This window comes from Burkholderia sp. NLJ2, from assembly GCF_049487195.1.
GTDB lineage: Bacteria > Pseudomonadota > Gammaproteobacteria > Burkholderiales > Burkholderiaceae > Burkholderia > Burkholderia pyrrocinia.
This window is the reverse complement of record NZ_CP137810.1, coordinates 690,158-706,428: the sequence shown is the minus strand read 5'-3', so window position 1 is coordinate 706,428 and position 16,271 is coordinate 690,158. Positions and strand designations below refer to the sequence as shown.

Below are 16,271 nucleotides of genomic sequence, written 5' to 3'. Positions count from 1 at the left end.
GATTCGGTAACGCATGGTTGAAATCGCGGCGTGACTGCCCCCGCTCGGGATAAAGACGCCGTTGCCTCGCTCGTGCGCAGCTGCGGTCCATATGCAACCTCCCGCGCGTTCAGTACGCGCCGCCGACGCGATGCGTCGCGACGTAGTGATCGGGGCCGACCGCGACGAGCGGCGCAACCACCGGCTCGTCGCCGACCGTGCGGATCGGGCTCGGGATCTCGTCCGCCGCGAGCTGGCGCGGCGCGTGCCGGCGCGCCGGATCGGCCACGGGCACCGCGCTCATCAGCTTCTTCGTGTACGGATGCTGCGGCGCTTCGAACACCGCGCGGCGCGGGCCGATCTCGACGATCTGGCCGAGATACATCACCGCGACGCGATGGCTGATGCGCTCGACGACGGCCATGTCGTGCGAGATGAACAGGTACGCGACGCCGAGCTCGCGCTGCAGGTCGAGCATCAGGTTGACGATCTGCGCCTGCACCGACACGTCGAGCGCCGACACCGATTCGTCGGCGATCACGACCTTCGGGTTCAGCGCGAGCGCACGCGCGATCGCGATCCGCTGGCGCTGGCCGCCCGAGAATTCGTGCGGATAACGACGCGCGGCCTCGGGCGGCAGGCCGACCTTATCGAGCAGCCAGTCGACGCGCGCCTGCGCTTCGCGGCCGCTCGCGACGCCGTGCACGAGCAGCGGCTCCATGATCGAGAAGCCGACCGTGAGACGCGGGTTCAGCGACGCGAACGGATCCTGGAAGATGAACTGGATGTTCCGGCGCAGCGCCTGCAGGTCGTGGCCCTTCAGCGCGCTGATGTCGCGGCCGTCGAATTCGATCGAGCCGCTCTGCGATTCGACGAGGCGCAGCAGCGAGCGGCCGGTGGTCGACTTACCGCAGCCCGATTCGCCGACCAGCGCGAGCGTCTCGCCCGCGCGCAGCTCGAAGCTCACGCGCTCGACCGCATGCACGTACTGCGACACGCGGCCGAACACGCCGCTCTTCACCGGAAAGCGCGTGACGAGATCGCGTACGCGCAGGATCGGCGGCGCGGCCTGATCGACGGGCGGCTGCACATCGTCGTTCGCCGCCGGTGCCGGTGCCGCGGCGCTAGCGCCGTCCACCTTCAGCAGCGGGAATTTCTCGGGCGCGTCGGTGCCCTGCATCGAGCCGAGCCGCGGCACGGCCGCGAGCAGCGCACGCGTGTAGCGATGCGCGGGCGCCGCGAAGATGCGGTCCGACTCGCCCTCCTCGACCTTCTCGCCGCGATACATCACGAGCACGCGGTCGGCCACCTCGGCCACCACGCCCATGTCGTGCGTGATGAAGATCACGCCCATGTTCATCTCGTCCTGCAGCCCGCGAACCAGTTGCAGGATCTGCGCCTGGATCGTCACGTCGAGCGCGGTCGTCGGCTCGTCGGCGATCAGCAGCGCAGGCCGGCACGACAGTGCCATCGCGATCATCACGCGCTGCCGCATCCCGCCCGACAACTGATGCGGATAACGCACGAACACGCGGCGCGCTTCCGGGATGCGCACCAGATCGAGCAGCCGCAGCGCCTCGGCACGCGCTTCCGACGCGCTTTTCGACTGGTGGAGCGCGATCGCCTCGCTGATCTGGTCGCCGACCGTGAACACCGGGTTCAGCGATGTCATCGGCTCCTGGAAGATCATCGCGATGTCCGAGCCGCGGATGCCGCGCATCGTCGCGGCGCTCGCCTGCGCCAGATCGACGAGCGCGCCGCCGCGGCGCCGGAACGCGATCCGGCCGCCCGTGATCGCGCCGCCGCCATGCTCGACGAGCCGCATCAGCGCGAGCGACGTGACCGACTTGCCGGAACCCGATTCGCCGACGATCGCGAGCGTCTCGCCGCGATCGACGTGAAACGACACGTTGCGCACCGCGTCGAACGTCGCGCCTTCGCGGCGGAACGTGACCGACAGGTCGTCCACGGCGACGACGCGCTGCTCCGGCAGCGCCAGGCCGGACGGGTTACGGCTCGAAGTCATGCGGTTCTCCTCGTGCGATCCGGAATCAGGCTGCGTCGTCGCGATAGATGCCGACGACAGGCGCTTCGCCCACACGCGCGTAGCCACGGTACATCCCTTCGGTGTTGAACGGCATCGCGACGTTGCCGTGCGCGTCGACCGCGATGATCCCGCCGCGGCCCGCCAGGCGCGACAGCTTGTTCATCACGACGTCGTGCGCGGCGTCGGCCAGCGACGCGCCGCGATACGCGATCTGTGCGGCAACGTCATGCGCGGTCGCGAGCCGGATGAACATCTCGCCGGTGCCCGTCGACGATACCGCGCAGGTCGCGTCGTCCGCGTAGCAGCCGGCGCCGATGATCGGCGAATCGCCGACACGCCCCGGCTGCTTGTTCGTGATGCCGCCCGTCGACGTCGCCGCCGCGATGTGGCCGTGCAGGTCGCACGCGACCGCGCCGACCGTGCCGTGCTTGCGATCCGGATCGAGCGGCTCGGCCGGCTGCGGCTGCGATGCGCCGAACGCGAACGTCGCCGCATCGTGGTCGAGCATCATGCCGGCCGCCGCGCGCGCCTTCAGCCACTGAGCATGACGCGCCTCGGTGTCGAAGTAGCCGGGTTCCGCGAGTTCGAGCCCTTGCGCGGCCGCGAACGCATCCGCTCCCGCGCCGGCAAACAGAACGTGTTCGCTTGCCTCCATCACGCGCCGCGCGGCAAGCACGGGATTGCGCACGCGCGTCGCGCAGCAGATCGCGCCGGCATCGAGCGTCGCGCCATCCATGATCGCCGCGTCGAGTTCGTGCTTGCCTTCGGCCGTATACACCGCGCCGCGCCCGGCGTTGAACAGCGGGCAGTCCTCGAGCATCCGCACCGCGACGGTGACGGCGTCGAGCGCGCTGCCGCCGTCGGCCAGCACCTGCTGAGCGGCCTGCAGGATCGCGGTCAGTTCGGCACGGTACCGACGTTCGGTGTCGGTATCCATCGCATCGCGCAGGATCGTGCCTGCGCCGCCGTGAATCGCGACGATCGCGGGTGAAGTCATGATTTTTTCAGACGGGGGGAAGAAGGGTTGGCGGCCTGCAGCGCCGCTTGCGGCTGCACAAGCCACGGCAGCAGGAATTCGGTCATCTCGGCGGCGGATTTCGCGGACCGGTGCGTGCGCAGCGCGACCGCATCGATCAGCGCCTCGATCATCGTGAGCACGGCGGCTTCCGACGTGGCCGCGAAGCGTCGTTCGGCCTTGACGTACAGGTTCAGCGACGCGATCGGCGCAAGCGGCGATTGCGGGCCGTCGGAGATGCCGAGCACGCGTGCGCCGCGCGCCGCCGCGCGACGGGCCAGCTCGATCGTGTCCTTCACGTAGCGCGGAAACGCGAGCGCGATCACGAGATCGCGCGAGTCGGCCGTATACAGGCGCCGCGCCGCATGCGACGGCCCGCCGAGCAGCGCGAGCGACTGCACGCTGTCGTGACACACGGACAGCCCGTGCTCCATCAGCCCGGCGAGAAACGCACTCGACCCCGCACCGAGGATCAGCACGCGCCGCGCGCCGACGATCGCCTCGACCGCGGCCTCGACATCGGCCGCGTCCAGTTGCGCGCGCGTGTTCTCGATATTCGCGACAGCCTGGTTGAACACCGCGTCGATCCATGCGGCACCGCGTACGCCGGGCTCCTGCTCCTGCGCCGAACGCAGCCGTTCGACCGGCCCGAGCGTCGCCTCGAAGCCGCGCACGAGCGCCGCGCGCATCGCCGGATAGCCGTCGAAGCCGAGCGCCTTCGCAAAGCGGTTCGCGGTCGCGATCGACGCATTCACGGCCTGCGCGAGTTCATCGATCCGCATCGTCGCCGCGCGAAACGGATTCGCGAGCACGAATTCGCCCATGCGCCGGTGGATCGGCGTCATCAACGGCATCGCCGACGCGATCCGCTCGGCGATCGCGGGTTCGTCGTGACTGGCGTCGTGCTGAACGAGAGGCGTCATGCGAATGGTCATTGCAAGGTGGATGAAAATCAATTTACACAATCCACGAACCAGAAAAAAATAAATTTTCACCAAGGCTGCTGTGCCCCATCCGTCGCCCACCGATCGCCCGGCCATCGCACAGCCCCGCCGCACGGGCATCCGATACGCAATCGCCGTCCGTCTCTGCGCGCGTCGCTCCCCCTGCCATCGGGAAAACCCCGATCACGTTCGTTCGAATGCAAATTCCCGTTGACCGGATTCGTATTCGAACATAGGATGTTCGAAAATGATCAGTCGTCAGATAACATCCGTATCCAACGACGCCGAAATGTTCGCTTGAACAGCGGAATTTCGATATAACCCGGAAAAACTGGCGTTTATCAAGATCAGACATCGTATGAATAAGACGACAAAGCCCTCCTGACCGGACGGCTTGCATGGATCAGGCAGGTGCCGCATGCCCGCCCTGCCCAACAGGAGACAGTAGTGAAAACAGTCAAGGCGTTGCGCTGGTGGATCATCGTGCTCGTATGTCTCGGCACGATCCTCAACTACCTCGCACGGAACTCCCTCGCGGTGCTCGCCCCCGAGCTGAAGCAGGTATTCGCGATCTCGACGCAGCAGTATTCGTACATCGTCGGCGCGTTCCAGATCGGCTACACAATCATGCAGCCGGTGTGCGGGTTCATCGTCGACCTGATCGGGCTGCGGCTCGGGTTCGCGCTGTTCGCGATGCTGTGGTCGGTGGTCGGCGTCGCGCACGGCTTCGCGTCGGGCTGGCTGTCGCTCGGCATCCTGCGCGGCTTTCTCGGGCTGTTCGAGGCCGCCGCGATTCCGTCGGGGATGAAGGCCGTCGCCGAATGGTTTCCCGATCGCGAGAAATCCGTCGCGGTCGGCTACTTCAATGCGGGCACGTCGCTCGGCGCCGCGATCGCGCCGCCGCTCGTCGTGTTCATCTCGATGCGGTTCGGCTGGCAGTCGGCGTTCATGGTCACCGGCGCGCTCGGCTTCGTGTGGGCCGCGCTCTGGTACACGCAATACCGTTCGCCGGCCGATCATCCGCGCATCACGCCGCAGGAGCGCGCGCTGATCCGCGACGGCCAGGCCACGCTGCCTTCCGTGTCGAAGCGCCGCATCCGCGACGTCGTCACCGCGCGGCGCTTCTGGGCCATCGCGCTGCCGCGCTTCTTCGCGGAACCCGCGTGGCAGACCTTCAGCTTCTGGATTCCGCTATACCTCGCGACCGAGCGCCACATGCCGCTCACGCAGATCGCGATCTTCGCGTGGATGCCGTTTCTCGCGGCCGACGCCGGCGGCATTGCGGGCGGCTACCTGTCGCCGTATCTCGCCAACCGCTTCAAACTGCCGCTCGTGTGGTCGCGCGTCGCCGGCGTCGCGCTCGGCGCGGTGCTGATGATCGGGCCTGCGATGATCGGCCTCGTGTCGTCGCCGTACACGGCCATCGCGCTGTTCTGCGTCGGCGGCTTCGCGCACCAGATGATCTCCGCGCTCGTCAACACGCTGTCGGCCGACGTGTTCGATTCCGAGGAAGTCGGCACCGCCAGCGGCTTCGCCGGGATGGCCGCGTGGATCGGCGGGCTCGGTTTCTCGCTGCTGGTCGGCGCGCTCGCCGACAAGATCGGCTATGCACCGCTATTCGCGTGCCTCGGCCTGTTCGACATCATCGGCGTCACGCTGCTCGCGGTGCTGATCCGCGGGCAGTCGAAGCAGGAACGCCTGCTCGCACGGCACGCCTGACATTCGCTTTCACCAGGAATCGCATTCATGACTTCGCTTCTTCATCCGCCCGTGTTCCGCATCGCCGGCCGGCACGCCAACCGCCTGCTGCTCGCGTCCGACGCGGGCGCGACGCTCGAGATCTTCGTGCTCGAGGACGACATCGTCCGTGTGCGCGTGCTGCCCGACGCGACGGCACGCAACCCGCGCACGTGGTCGATCGCACCGGGCCTCGACGACGTGCCGCTCGACGGGCGCGACCGCGTCGACCTGGACGGCTTCGCGCTGCCGTCCTATAGCCTCGTCGAAGACGACGACGGCCTGCGCATCGAGACCGCGCAGATCCGGCTCGCGGTGCGCTGGCAAGGCGGCCATTGCACGTGGTCGATGCGCGGCGCGGACGGCGCATGGCGCGTCGCGCTCGCCGACCGCGCGACGCAGGCATACAACTTCGGCTGGTGGGACGATCGCGCGTATCACTACGTCGCCCGCGAGCGCAGCGACAAGGTGTTCGGCCTCGGCGAACGCGCAGGCGACCTCGACCGCACGGGCGCGCGCTTCGAGATGCGCAACATCGACGCGATGGGCTACAGCGCGAAACACACCGACCCGCTGTACAAGCACATCCCGTTCTACATCACGTGGTCGCCCGCTGCGTGCCAGGGGTTCGGCCTGTTCTACGACACGCTGTCGGATTGCTCGTTCGACATGGGCCGCGAGCTCGACAACTATCACGGCCCGTACCGCTATTTCGTCGCCGAGCACGGCGATCTCGACTACTACTTCATCGCATCGCCCGATACGCCGCTCGCGGCCGCGCGGCGCTTCACGTGGCTCACCGGGCGCCCCGCGCGCACGCCGAAATGGGGGCTCGGCTATTCGGGCTCGACGATGAGCTACACCGATGCGCCGGACGCGCAGCAGCAGATGAACCAGTTCGTCGAGCAGTGCGACGCACACGACATCCTGTGCGACTCGTTCCACCTGTCGTCGGGCTATACGTCGATCGGCGCGAAGCGCTACGTGTTCAACTGGAACCGCGACAAGTTTCCCGACGCGAAGGGTTTCGTGAAGCATTACCGCGACCACGGCATCCGCCTGTGCGCGAACATCAAGCCGTGCCTGCTGCGCGACCATCCCGCATTCGACGAGGCCTCAAAACGCGGGCTGCTGATCCGCTCGGCGTCCGGCGAGCCTGCGTGGGTGCAGTTCTGGGACGAGGTCGGCGCGTATCTCGACTTCACGCAGCCGGACGCATATCGCTGGTGGCGCGAGCAGGTCACGTCGGCGCTGCTCGAATACGGGATCGAGTCGACCTGGAACGACAACAACGAATACGAGATCTGGTCGCCCGACGCGATCGCGCACGGCTTCGGCCAGCCGTTCCCCGCGCGCGAGGCGAAGGTGCTGCAGACGATGCTGATGATGCGCGCGTCGCGCGACGCGCAGCGCGCACATGCGCCGGCGCAGCGGCCGTTCCTCGTGTCGCGCTCCGGCGGCGCCGGCATGCAGCGCTACGTGCAGACCTGGTCCGGCGACAACTATACGTCGTGGGAAACGCTGCGCTACAACCTGAAGATGGGCCTCGGGCTCGCGCTGTCGGGCGTGTCGAACATCGGTCACGACATCGGCGGCTTCTCCGGGCCCGCGCCGTCGCCCGAACTCCTGCTGCGCTGGGTGCAGTTCGGCATCTTCATGCCGCGCTTCAGCATCCATTCGTGGAACGACGACGGCACCGTCAACGAACCGTGGATGTATCCGGAGATCGCCGCGCAGGTCGCGTCGCTGATCAAGCAGCGCTACCGGCTGCTGCCCTACCTCTATCACCTGCTGTGGCTGTCGACGACGCGCTACGAGCCCGTGCTGCGGCCGACCTTCGCCGATTTCCCCGGCGATGCGCGCTGCTACGACGAGTGCGACGACATGATGCTCGGCGACGCGCTGCTGGTCGCGCCGGTCGTCGATCCCGGCCGCACGGAACGCACGGTCTACCTGCCGTCGGGCGCGCGCTGGACGTGCTGCGCGAGCGCGCAGTCGTTCGACGGCGGCGCGAGCGTGACGCTGCCCGCGCCGCTCGATACACCGGTGATGCTGCTGCGCGAAGGCCGCGTGCTGCCGCTGAACGTCGCGACACAGCATTTCGGCGCGCGCGCCGACACGCGCGGCTTCCTCGTCGCGCCGCGCATCGAGGACGGCGTCGCGTACGGCGAATGCGTCGAGGACGACGGCGAGACCGAAGCGTGGCGCGACGGCGAATACGGACTGTGGCGCATCGAGACCGGCCGCGAGGCGTCGGGCGTGCTCGGCGTGTCGGTCCGCTGGGACGGCCGCCCGGCCCGCCCGGCCGACCGCGTCGAGATCCTGCTGCCCGCGTCGCTGCAAGGCCCGCTCGCCGTCCGCGGCGCGCGCGTCGAACAGGACGCGCAGGACGGCGCATGGCGCCGCATCGTCGTCGCGTTCGATAGCTGACCGCGCACGCCGCACCGATCAGGCGGGCCGTTCGCGCGGCCCGCCACCCGCCACAGAGGAGGTCTCCGAACCTCCCGCCCCCTTTGAACGAAGAGTCTGGAGATCAACAATGAAAGCACCCGTCAATCGCTATGCAATCCTGATTTTATCGGCCGCGTCGCTCGGCGCGACCGCCGCCCACGCACAGAGCAGCGTGACGCTGTATGGCGTCGTCGACGATTCGCTCGCGTACGTGAACAACCAGCAGGGCCACTCGAACATCTACATGCGCGACGGCAACCTGTATGCATCGAAGTTCGGGCTGCGCGGCGACGAGGATCTCGGCGGCGGCACGCACGCGATCTTCGATCTGCAGTCCGGCTTCAACCTGAACACCGGCGCGCAGGCCGCCGCCGGCACGATGTTCAATCGCCAGGCATTCGTCGGCCTGCGCAACGATCACTACGGCACGGTGACGGCCGGCCGCCAGTACACGCCCTACTTCCTGTTCGTCGGCCCGTACGCGTCGAGCAGCTGGCTGACCGGCGCGACCGGCGCGCATCCGGGCGACATCGACGGCCTCGACACGACGATCCGCGTGAACAACTCGGTCACCTATACGTCGCCGATCTTCGGCGGGCTGAGCGCGAGCGCGATGTACGCCTTCGGCGGCATTGCCGGCGCGACCGGCAAGGGCAACACGTTCAGCGCCGCGCTGCGCTATGCGAACGGGCCGGTCGGGATCGCGGCCGGTTACCTGCGCATCAACAGCTCGGGCTCGTCCGCGGGCTTCCTGAACCCGGCCACCGCATCGTCGGGCAGCTTCGCGGTGTCCGTGCTGAACCAGGGCTACCTGACCGCGAAGGCCATCGAACACGTTGCGGCAGCCGGCAACTACACGCTCGGCAACCTGACGATGGGCGTCAACTATTCGAACGTGAAGTACCTGCCCGGCAACGGCTCCGTATTCACCGACACGGCCGTGTTCAACACCTACGGCGCGCTCGCCGCATACCGCTTCACGCCGGCGTTCTCGGTGGCCGGCGCGTTCGCGTACACGCTCGCGTCGAAGGCGAACGGCGTCGCGAACGCGGCCCGCTACCAGCAGTATTCGCTGAAGGAGTCGTACAGCCTGTCGAAGCGCACGACGCTCTATGCGCTGCAGGCGTACACGCATTCGAGCGGGCGGACGCTCGGCGCGCAAGGCGCCGGCCACATCATCGACGCGGCGCCGATCGTCGGCGATTCGCAGCAGCTGACGCCGTCGACGACGCACGGCCAGTTCGTCGGCATGGCCGGGATCGCCGTCACGTTCTGAGCGCCCCCAGACCTGTCGCTTCGCGCCAGGCCCCCCGAGGGGGTCAAGAAAACTTGGAGCGGCCCGGCGTTTTCTTGAGAACCCGCACGGCAGCGCCTTCAGCGCGCTGCCTTCGCCCCGGACGATGCGCATCGCACGTGCGCCGTCCGAGGCACCCCAGGCCCGGCGCCCGCCGCGCTTTCCGCATCCCGTCCACTCGCCGCGCGAACCACGCGGTTTTCCTCGACCGCCCCGATACCTTACAATTCGTCAGGTTCATCTCTTCTGCATGCCCCTTCTTGCAGTCCTGACACCGCGGTACACTCGACGCACGCCGTATCAGGGTCCGGCGCGCCACGTGCGCGCCGGGCGGCGTCGCGCCTCGTTGCGCCCACAACTGGATGCCCGACATGCCGGAATCCCGTCCCTCTCCCCGCACAACATTCAAGCCGCAGGTCGTCCTGCCTGCGCTCGCGGTCATCGGCGCACTGCTCGTCGTGTGCGGCCTGCTCCCGAATGAAGCCGGCGCGCTGTTCTCCGCCGGCCAGCAATGGGTCATCGCGCGCTTCGACTGGTTCTACGTGCTGGCCGTCACCGGCTTCCTCATGTTTCTCGTGCTGATCGCCGCGAGCGATTTCGGCAACATCCGCCTCGGCCCGGACGACGCCGAACCCGAATTCAGCTTCGTATCGTGGACGGCGATGCTGTTCGCGGCCGGCATGGGCATCGGGCTCATGTACTTCGGCGTCGGCGAGCCGATGCAGCATTTCCTGAAACCGCCGACCGTCGACCCCGGCACGCCCGCCGCCGCGCGCGAGGCGATGCTGATGACCTTCTTCCACTGGGGCTTCCATGCGTGGGCGATCTACGGGCTGATGGGGCTCGTGCTCGCGTATTTCGGCTTTCGCTACAACCTGCCGCTGACGTTGCGCTCGGGGCTGTATCCGGTGCTGCGCGAGCGCATCAACGGCTGGATCGGTCACACGGTCGACGCGTTCGCGCTAGTCGGCACCGTCGCCGGCATCGCGACGACGCTCGGCTACGGGGTGATGCAGATCAGCGCAGGCCTGCATACGGTCGCCGGCTGGGACACAGGCAGCAATGCGTTTCGCATCGGGCTCGTCGCGCTCGTCGTGATCCTCGCAGGGCTGTCGGCCGCAAGCGGCCTCGACAAGGGCGTGCGGCGGCTGTCCGAACTGAACCTGCTGCTCGCGTTCCTGCTGCTCGCGTTCGTGGCCGTCGCGGGCCCGACGGCGTTCCTGTTGCGCGCGCTCGGCGACAACATCGGCCAGTACCTGTCGAATCTCGTCGACCTGTCGTTCCGCACCTACGCGTATGCGTCGCCGCGCGAGGAAGGCTGGTTCGGCGGCTGGACGATCCTCTACTGGGCGTGGTGGGTATCGTGGTCGCCGTTCGTCGGCATGTTCATCGCGCGTATCTCGCGCGGCCGCACGATCCGCCAGTTCGTGATCGGCGTGCTGCTCGTGCCGACCGCGTTCAACCTCGTGTGGATGACCGTGTTCGGCAACAGCGCAATCTGGCTCGATACGCACGGCGCGGCCGGCGCGCTCGCGCAGACGGCCACCAGCGTCGATGCGCTGCTGTTCCGCTTCTTCGATTTCCTGCCGTTGTCGCAAGGGCTGTCGATCGCCGCGATCGTGCTGATCGCGGTGTTCTTCGTCACGTCCGCCGATTCCGGCGCGTTCGTGATCGACCAGATCGCGACGCGCGGCAACGCGCACTCGCCTGTCTGGCAACGGCTGTTCTGGGCCGCGCTGCTCGGCGTGACGGCCGCGGTGCTGCTCGTCGCCGGCGGGCTCGGCGCGCTGCAGGCGATGACGCTGATCGCCGCGCTGCCGGTCGCCATCATCATGCTCGCGCTCTGCTATGGGCTGTGGCGCGGGCTCGCGGCCGACCGCGCGCACTATTCGCAGGACATCGCGCCCGCGACGAGCTACTGGACCGGCCAGCACTGGCGCCACCGCCTGACGCACATCCTGCGGCAGACGACCGAGGCCGACGCACGCCAGTTCGTCGCCGAGACGGTCGAGCCTGCGCTGCGCAAAGTCGCCGACGAACTGCGCGCGAGCGGCGTCGATGCGCACGTGCAGCGCGACAGCGACGACGCCGTGCGGCTCACCGTGCCGACTGCCGACCACCGCGATTTCGTGTACGGCGCGCGCGTGACGGTGAAATCCGCGGCCGCGTTCCTGGTGCGCGAAGCGGCCGAGCCGGAAGCGGCACGTGCGCACGTGTACGGGATCGTCACGTTCTTCGAGGACGGGCGGCTCGGGTACGACGTCGAATACCTGCGCGGCGACGAGGTGATTGCCGACGTGCTGCGCCAGTACGAACGCTATGTGTCGCTCGCGGCCGACAAGCGCACGCATCTGCTGAGCCGCGCGCCGGGGCACGCGACGGAGGCCGAATGAGCGCGCACGCCGCAGCCTTTGCTGCACCGCGCCGGTCCTGCACGTTCGGCGGAGCCGCACGATGAACGCGCTCCTGCATGGCCGCTCCGCCGACATCGTCGCGCTCGGCACGCTCGCCGTGCTTTATCTCGGCGGAGCCGGCATCGCGCTGTGGCGGATCCGGGCCGCGGCGCCGCGCGGCAAGCTCTACTGGATCGTCTGCATGGTACTGCTGGCCGGCGGCGCGATCGCGATGGGCGGCAACCTGTCGCCCGCACCGAACAGCGGTGAAATGCCGCCCGGCTTCGCGCTCGGCGTCGAGGCCGTCCTGCTCGGCCTCATGCTGGTGGCCGGAGGTTGCGCGTGGCTGATGCTGCGCGCGCGCAAACGCTGACGCGCGCACGTCGCGCGGCCTTGTTTCATCGTGCGCGAACGGCAATGCGCATGACCAGCAGGCGGTCCTTTCCTGATCCGTCCTTTATCTCATTGCGCGGAAGGCGCGCGCCGTCACGAGCCAGCACGCCGCGTCGAAGCGCACTTCCGCACCATGCACGTAACGCTCGAACGCGGCACGCACCGTGTCGACCACGCGCCGCCGCGTCGCGTCGTCCGTCTCCAGCAACGCGAGCCCGACCGGGCCCAGCCGCGCGATGTAGTCGTTCAGCGCGGGCTCGGGCAACGCGCACGCCCTATCGACCGGCTCGATCGCAACGTCGGCCCAGCCGCTGTCCGACAGCACCGACGTGATCCGCTGCCGGTCGCCGAACGCGAACTGCCCCGGCGCGCCGGGCCGCCGCGCGGGCAGGTTCGGCAGCAACGGCCCGGCGGCCCGCTCGGCTGTCGTCATGAACGGGTTGTCGGCCGCACTGCGCCACGCGACGAACCGCATCTGCGCATCCGGCCGCGCCGCGTGCCGCAGATTCGCGAAGGCCCGCACCGGATCGTCGAAGAACATCACGCCCAGGCGCGACACGATCAGGTCGACGCTCGCGGGCTCGAACGCATGCGTCTGCACATCCGCGCGCACAAAGCGGGCGTGAAGGCCGCTGCGTTCGGCGCGCGCCTGCGCGGCATCGATCATCCTGGCCGAGATATCGATGCCCGTGCATTGCGCATTCGCACCAAGCCGGCGCGCGATCGCGAGCGTGACCGCACCCGTGCCGCAGCCGACGTCGAGCACGCTGCGCGCGGACGACGCGGCCGCCGCATCGGCGAGCAGCGCCGCGAGCGGCTCGAACATCCGGTCGATCGGCGCCTGCGCATCGACCCATGCACGCCCCGACGGGCCGTTCCACAGCGCGGATTGTTCGTCGTTGGGCCGGTTGGTTTCCATCGTCGATTCCCCTTCTGGTTCGTTGATCATGAACCGGACTGTGCTGCTTCAAGCCGGCTTGAGGTCAAGGCCCTGACCGCGAACACCGGCGCATCGGCGAGCAGCCCGTCGCGCCACGGTTTTTCACATTTCTTACATTCGCGCTGCGTATCGTTGACGACTTTCCTACGGTGCCTCCCATGCGACGACTCCTCCCACGCGCACTGCTCGCGCGCTGCGCCCCCCTTGTTGCCCTCGCCGCGCTGTCGGCGTGCTCGAATCACATCGATACGCCGGCCGATCCGGCAAGCGCCGCGATCAACGTCCAGGCCGCGTGGGTCGAGATCGGTGACGCAAACCAGGCGATCGCGCGCGTCATCACGAACTACACCCCCGCATCGGCCAGCGATCCGCTGTGTCCGCAACTGACCGTCGACGGCAAGCTGTCGCGCATGACGCTGCGCGCAGGCGCCGCGACCCTGGCCCAGCGGCCGACCGCCAGCGACCCGGCCGATTCGAAGCCGTCGAACTTCCCGGTCTCCGTCTGCGAAACGACGTTGCCGGCCGATGCGCAGGCGGCGAGCGTCGCGGGCCGCACGCTGCCGCTGCCGAAAGCGCAGCCGCAGCGCATCGCGATCATCGCCGACACCGGCTGCCGGATGAAGAAGGCCGACAACGCATGGCAGGCATGTAACGACGCGACGGTCTGGCCGTTCGACACGATCGCGGCCAGCGTCGCGAAACTGTCGCCGGATCTGGTCATGCATGTGGGCGACTACCACTATCGCGAGAACGCCTGCCCGCCGGACATCGCCGGCTGCAAGGACAGCCCGTGGGGATATGGCTGGGATACGTGGCAAGCCGACCTGTTCCGCCCGGCCGCGCCGCTGCTCGCGAAGGCGCCGTGGGTCGTCGTGCGCGGCAATCATGAGGAATGCGCACGTGCGGGCCAGGGCTGGTTCCGCTTCCTCGATCCGCGCCCGTATTCGGCTGCCCGCTCGTGCGACGATCCGGCCAACGACACCAACGCGAACTATTCGGAACCCTATGCGGTGTCGCTCGGTGGCGGCTCGCAGGTGATCGTGTTCGACACCGCGAAGGTCGGCCGCACGCCGCTCAAGACGACCGACGCGCAATTCGGCATCTACCAGAAGCAGTTCCAGACGGTGGCCACGCTCGCGTCGAAGGCAGGCATGACGACGACGATCTTCACGAACCATCATCCGATCCTCGCGTTCGCGCCGATCGCCGGCAGCACGCCCGCGCCGGGCAACCTCGCGCTGCAGTCGGTGATGTCGAGCCTCTACGCGCAGGCGTACTACCCGCCGGGCGTACACGTCGCACTGCACGGTCACGTGCACGACTTCCAGGCGATCAACTTCTCGTCCGGGCACCCGGCGACGATCGTGTCCGGCAACGGCGGCGACAACCTCGACGTCGCATTGCCGGACCCGTTCCCGGCCGGCCTGACGCCGGCACCGGGCGCCGTGATCGAGCGGCTGTCGCACAACAACAGCTTCGGCTTCCTGATCATGGAACGCCGTGCGGCACCCGCGACGGGCTGGGTGTTCCGTGCATATTCGGCCGCAGGCAAGCTGCTCGCGTCGTGCAACCAGTCGGGCACGACGCTCGCCTGCGACAAGACGGGGTTCATTGCGCCGTGAGTGAAGAGGTTCGATGCGACGGCCGCGTCGTGCGCGGCCGGCAAACGCTGCACACGCTTGCCGCGGCCGTGCTCGCCGGCCTGGCGCTGGCGGCGCACGCCGCGCCGTCCGAAACGGTCCTGCTTCCCGGCGCGCCGCCGTCGCGCGTCGTCGACACGATCGGCAACGGCACGCCGCAGGTGATGGGCAAGATCGACGCGGCCACCGCGCGCTTCGCGCCCGACCCGACGCTCGTCGCGCTCGGCCGCCGGATCTTCTTCGACCCGCGGCTGTCCGAGCCGCGCGGCATGTCGTGCGCGGGTTGCCACGATCCGGGCCGTGCGTTCGCGCCGACGCTGTCGGCGGCTTCGCTCGCGGGGCCCGGCGTGCCGGAAGGCAGCCGGCCCGGGCGCTTCAGCCAGCGCAATGCGCCGTCGCTGCTCTATGTGCGCTACGTGCCGCGCCGCCACTTCTACCAGGACGACGACGCGCCCGCGCCGTCGCCGTTCGGCGGACTGTTCAGCGATGGCCGCGCGGATACGCTCGCCGAGCAGATCCGCGGGCCGCTGTTCGATCCGAACGAGATGAACAACCGATCGCCGGCCGCGCTGCTGCGCAAGGTCAATGCAACCGAACTCGCGCCCGATCTCGCCGCGCGTTTCGGCGCGCCGGTGCGACGCGATCCCGAACAACTCGTGCGCGCGCTGGGATCGGCCGTCGAGGCCTATCTGCAGAGCGACGAGATGGCGCCGTTCACGTCGCGCTTCGACGCGTTCCTGCGCACGCGCAAGCCGCTCGCGCCGGCCGAAATGCGCGGCCTCGCGCTGTTCCGGAATCCGGACAAGGGCAACTGCATGACCTGCCATACGCTGTCGGACACGTCGAGCCGCCCGGAGCGCTCGCTCTTCACCGATTTCGGTTATGACGCGATCGCCGTGCCGCGCAACCGCGCGCTGCCAGCGAACCGCGATCCGCGCCATTTCGACAACGGGCTGTGCGACACCGCGCGGCGGCTGCGCTGGCCCGAGCCGACGCAATGGTGCGGCTACCTGCGCACGCCGGGGCTGCGCAACGTCGCGGTCAAGCAGACGTTCATGCACAACGGCGTGTTCACGACGCTGCGCGACGCGGTCGCGTTCTACAACACGCGCTCGACCGACCCCGGCTTCTGGTATCACGGCGCCAGGACGTTCGACGACGTGCCGGCCGCCTATCGCGGCAACATCAACGTCAACTCGACGCCGATGAACCGCCGGCCCGGCACGCCGCCCGCGCTGACCGACACGGAAATCGACGACATCGTCGCGTTCCTCGGCACGCTGACCGACGCGCGCTATACGGGCATCGCCGCGGCCGCCGCTCCTGCTGCCCCTGCTGCCCGGATCGCCGGATCGCAGGACCGTCGAACCACCGCGCCGGCGCGCTGACCCTGGCCGAACGGCCAGCCGCAAGCGCGCCCGCTTGCAGTCGCCGCAAA

The 16,271-nt window shown here is 68.6% G+C and carries 11 protein-coding genes; 7 read left to right on the top strand and 4 right to left on the bottom strand.

What is annotated here, in order from left to right; translation table 11 throughout:
- Nucleotides 1-109: 109 nt before the first annotated feature.
- The 3 genes from R9B84_RS25560 to R9B84_RS25550 are packed head-to-tail and all read right to left on the bottom strand — an operon-like array spanning nucleotide 110 to nucleotide 3,964.
- A complete protein-coding gene (locus R9B84_RS25560) occupies nucleotides 110-2,005 on the bottom strand; it encodes a dipeptide ABC transporter ATP-binding protein (protein WP_423762803.1) in 1,896 nt (631 codons plus the stop codon).
- Nucleotides 2,006-2,030: 25 nt separating this feature from the next.
- Entirely contained in the window at nucleotides 2,031-3,023 is a 993-nt protein-coding gene (locus tag R9B84_RS25555; protein WP_423762802.1) for an isoaspartyl peptidase/L-asparaginase family protein, read from the bottom strand.
- Nucleotides 3,020-3,964, bottom strand: coding sequence for a MurR/RpiR family transcriptional regulator (locus R9B84_RS25550; RefSeq protein WP_423762801.1), 945 nt, complete (start codon nucleotides 3,962-3,964; stop codon nucleotides 3,020-3,022). Before R9B84_RS25550 ends, R9B84_RS25555 begins: the two co-directional genes overlap by 4 nt.
- Nucleotides 3,965-4,432: 468 nt before the next feature.
- Between R9B84_RS25550 and R9B84_RS25545 the strand changes: the two genes are divergently transcribed.
- The 5 genes from R9B84_RS25545 (at nucleotide 4,433) to R9B84_RS25525 (ending at nucleotide 12,233) form a co-directional block, all read left to right on the top strand.
- Nucleotides 4,433-5,704 carry an MFS transporter gene (locus R9B84_RS25545; protein ID WP_423762800.1) on the top strand — a complete coding sequence of 424 codons (1,272 nt, stop codon included), beginning with the start codon at nucleotides 4,433-4,435 and terminating at the stop codon, nucleotides 5,702-5,704.
- A gap of 27 nt (nucleotides 5,705-5,731) precedes the next feature.
- Nucleotides 5,732-8,152: a TIM-barrel domain-containing protein gene (locus R9B84_RS25540; RefSeq protein ID WP_423762799.1), complete on the top strand. Its 2,421-nt coding sequence runs from the start codon at nucleotides 5,732-5,734 to the stop codon at nucleotides 8,150-8,152.
- Between the two features lie 109 nt (nucleotides 8,153-8,261).
- On the top strand, nucleotides 8,262-9,449 hold the full coding sequence (locus R9B84_RS25535; protein WP_423762798.1) for a porin: 1,188 nt from the start codon (nucleotides 8,262-8,264) through the stop codon (nucleotides 9,447-9,449).
- Between the two features lie 389 nt (nucleotides 9,450-9,838).
- On the top strand, nucleotides 9,839-11,860 hold the full coding sequence (locus tag R9B84_RS25530) for a BCCT family transporter (RefSeq protein WP_423762797.1): 2,022 nt from the start codon (nucleotides 9,839-9,841) through the stop codon (nucleotides 11,858-11,860).
- Nucleotides 11,861-11,921: 61 nt separating this feature from the next.
- Nucleotides 11,922-12,233: a hypothetical protein gene (locus R9B84_RS25525; RefSeq protein ID WP_423762796.1), complete on the top strand. Its 312-nt coding sequence runs from the start codon at nucleotides 11,922-11,924 to the stop codon at nucleotides 12,231-12,233.
- A gap of 84 nt (nucleotides 12,234-12,317) precedes the next feature.
- On the opposite strand, the gene R9B84_RS25520 is transcribed toward R9B84_RS25525, so the two are convergent.
- Complete coding sequence (locus tag R9B84_RS25520) at nucleotides 12,318-13,172, bottom strand: class I SAM-dependent methyltransferase (protein WP_423763580.1); 855 nt, start codon at nucleotides 13,170-13,172, stop codon at nucleotides 12,318-12,320.
- A gap of 179 nt (nucleotides 13,173-13,351) precedes the next feature.
- Here R9B84_RS25520 and R9B84_RS25515 point away from each other — a divergent pair, with 179 nt between their 5' ends.
- Both R9B84_RS25515 and R9B84_RS25510 read left to right on the top strand, forming a co-directional pair.
- Nucleotides 13,352-14,815: a metallophosphoesterase gene (locus tag R9B84_RS25515; protein WP_065502325.1), complete on the top strand. Its 1,464-nt coding sequence runs from the start codon at nucleotides 13,352-13,354 to the stop codon at nucleotides 14,813-14,815.
- Complete coding sequence (locus tag R9B84_RS25510) at nucleotides 14,812-16,221, top strand: cytochrome-c peroxidase (protein WP_423762795.1); 1,410 nt, start codon at nucleotides 14,812-14,814, stop codon at nucleotides 16,219-16,221. Before R9B84_RS25515 ends, R9B84_RS25510 begins: the two co-directional genes overlap by 4 nt.
- Nucleotides 16,222-16,271 lie beyond the last annotated feature (50 nt).

Coding starts and splice junctions, on each gene's coding strand:
- R9B84_RS25550 (WP_423762801.1), bottom strand. CDS start 3,964: ATGACGCCTCTCGTTCAGCACGACGCCAGTCACGACGAACCCGCGATC.
- R9B84_RS25535 (WP_423762798.1), top strand. CDS start 8,262: ATGAAAGCACCCGTCAATCGCTATGCAATCCTGATTTTATCGGCCGCG.
- R9B84_RS25555 (WP_423762802.1), bottom strand. CDS start 3,023: ATGACTTCACCCGCGATCGTCGCGATTCACGGCGGCGCAGGCACGATC.
- R9B84_RS25525 (WP_423762796.1), top strand. CDS start 11,922: ATGAACGCGCTCCTGCATGGCCGCTCCGCCGACATCGTCGCGCTCGGC.
- R9B84_RS25540 (WP_423762799.1), top strand. CDS start 5,732: ATGACTTCGCTTCTTCATCCGCCCGTGTTCCGCATCGCCGGCCGGCAC.
- R9B84_RS25515 (WP_065502325.1), top strand. CDS start 13,352: ATGCGACGACTCCTCCCACGCGCACTGCTCGCGCGCTGCGCCCCCCTT.
- R9B84_RS25530 (WP_423762797.1), top strand. CDS start 9,839: ATGCCGGAATCCCGTCCCTCTCCCCGCACAACATTCAAGCCGCAGGTC.
- R9B84_RS25520 (WP_423763580.1), bottom strand. CDS start 13,172: ATGGAAACCAACCGGCCCAACGACGAACAATCCGCGCTGTGGAACGGC.
- R9B84_RS25560 (WP_423762803.1), bottom strand. CDS start 2,005: ATGACTTCGAGCCGTAACCCGTCCGGCCTGGCGCTGCCGGAGCAGCGC.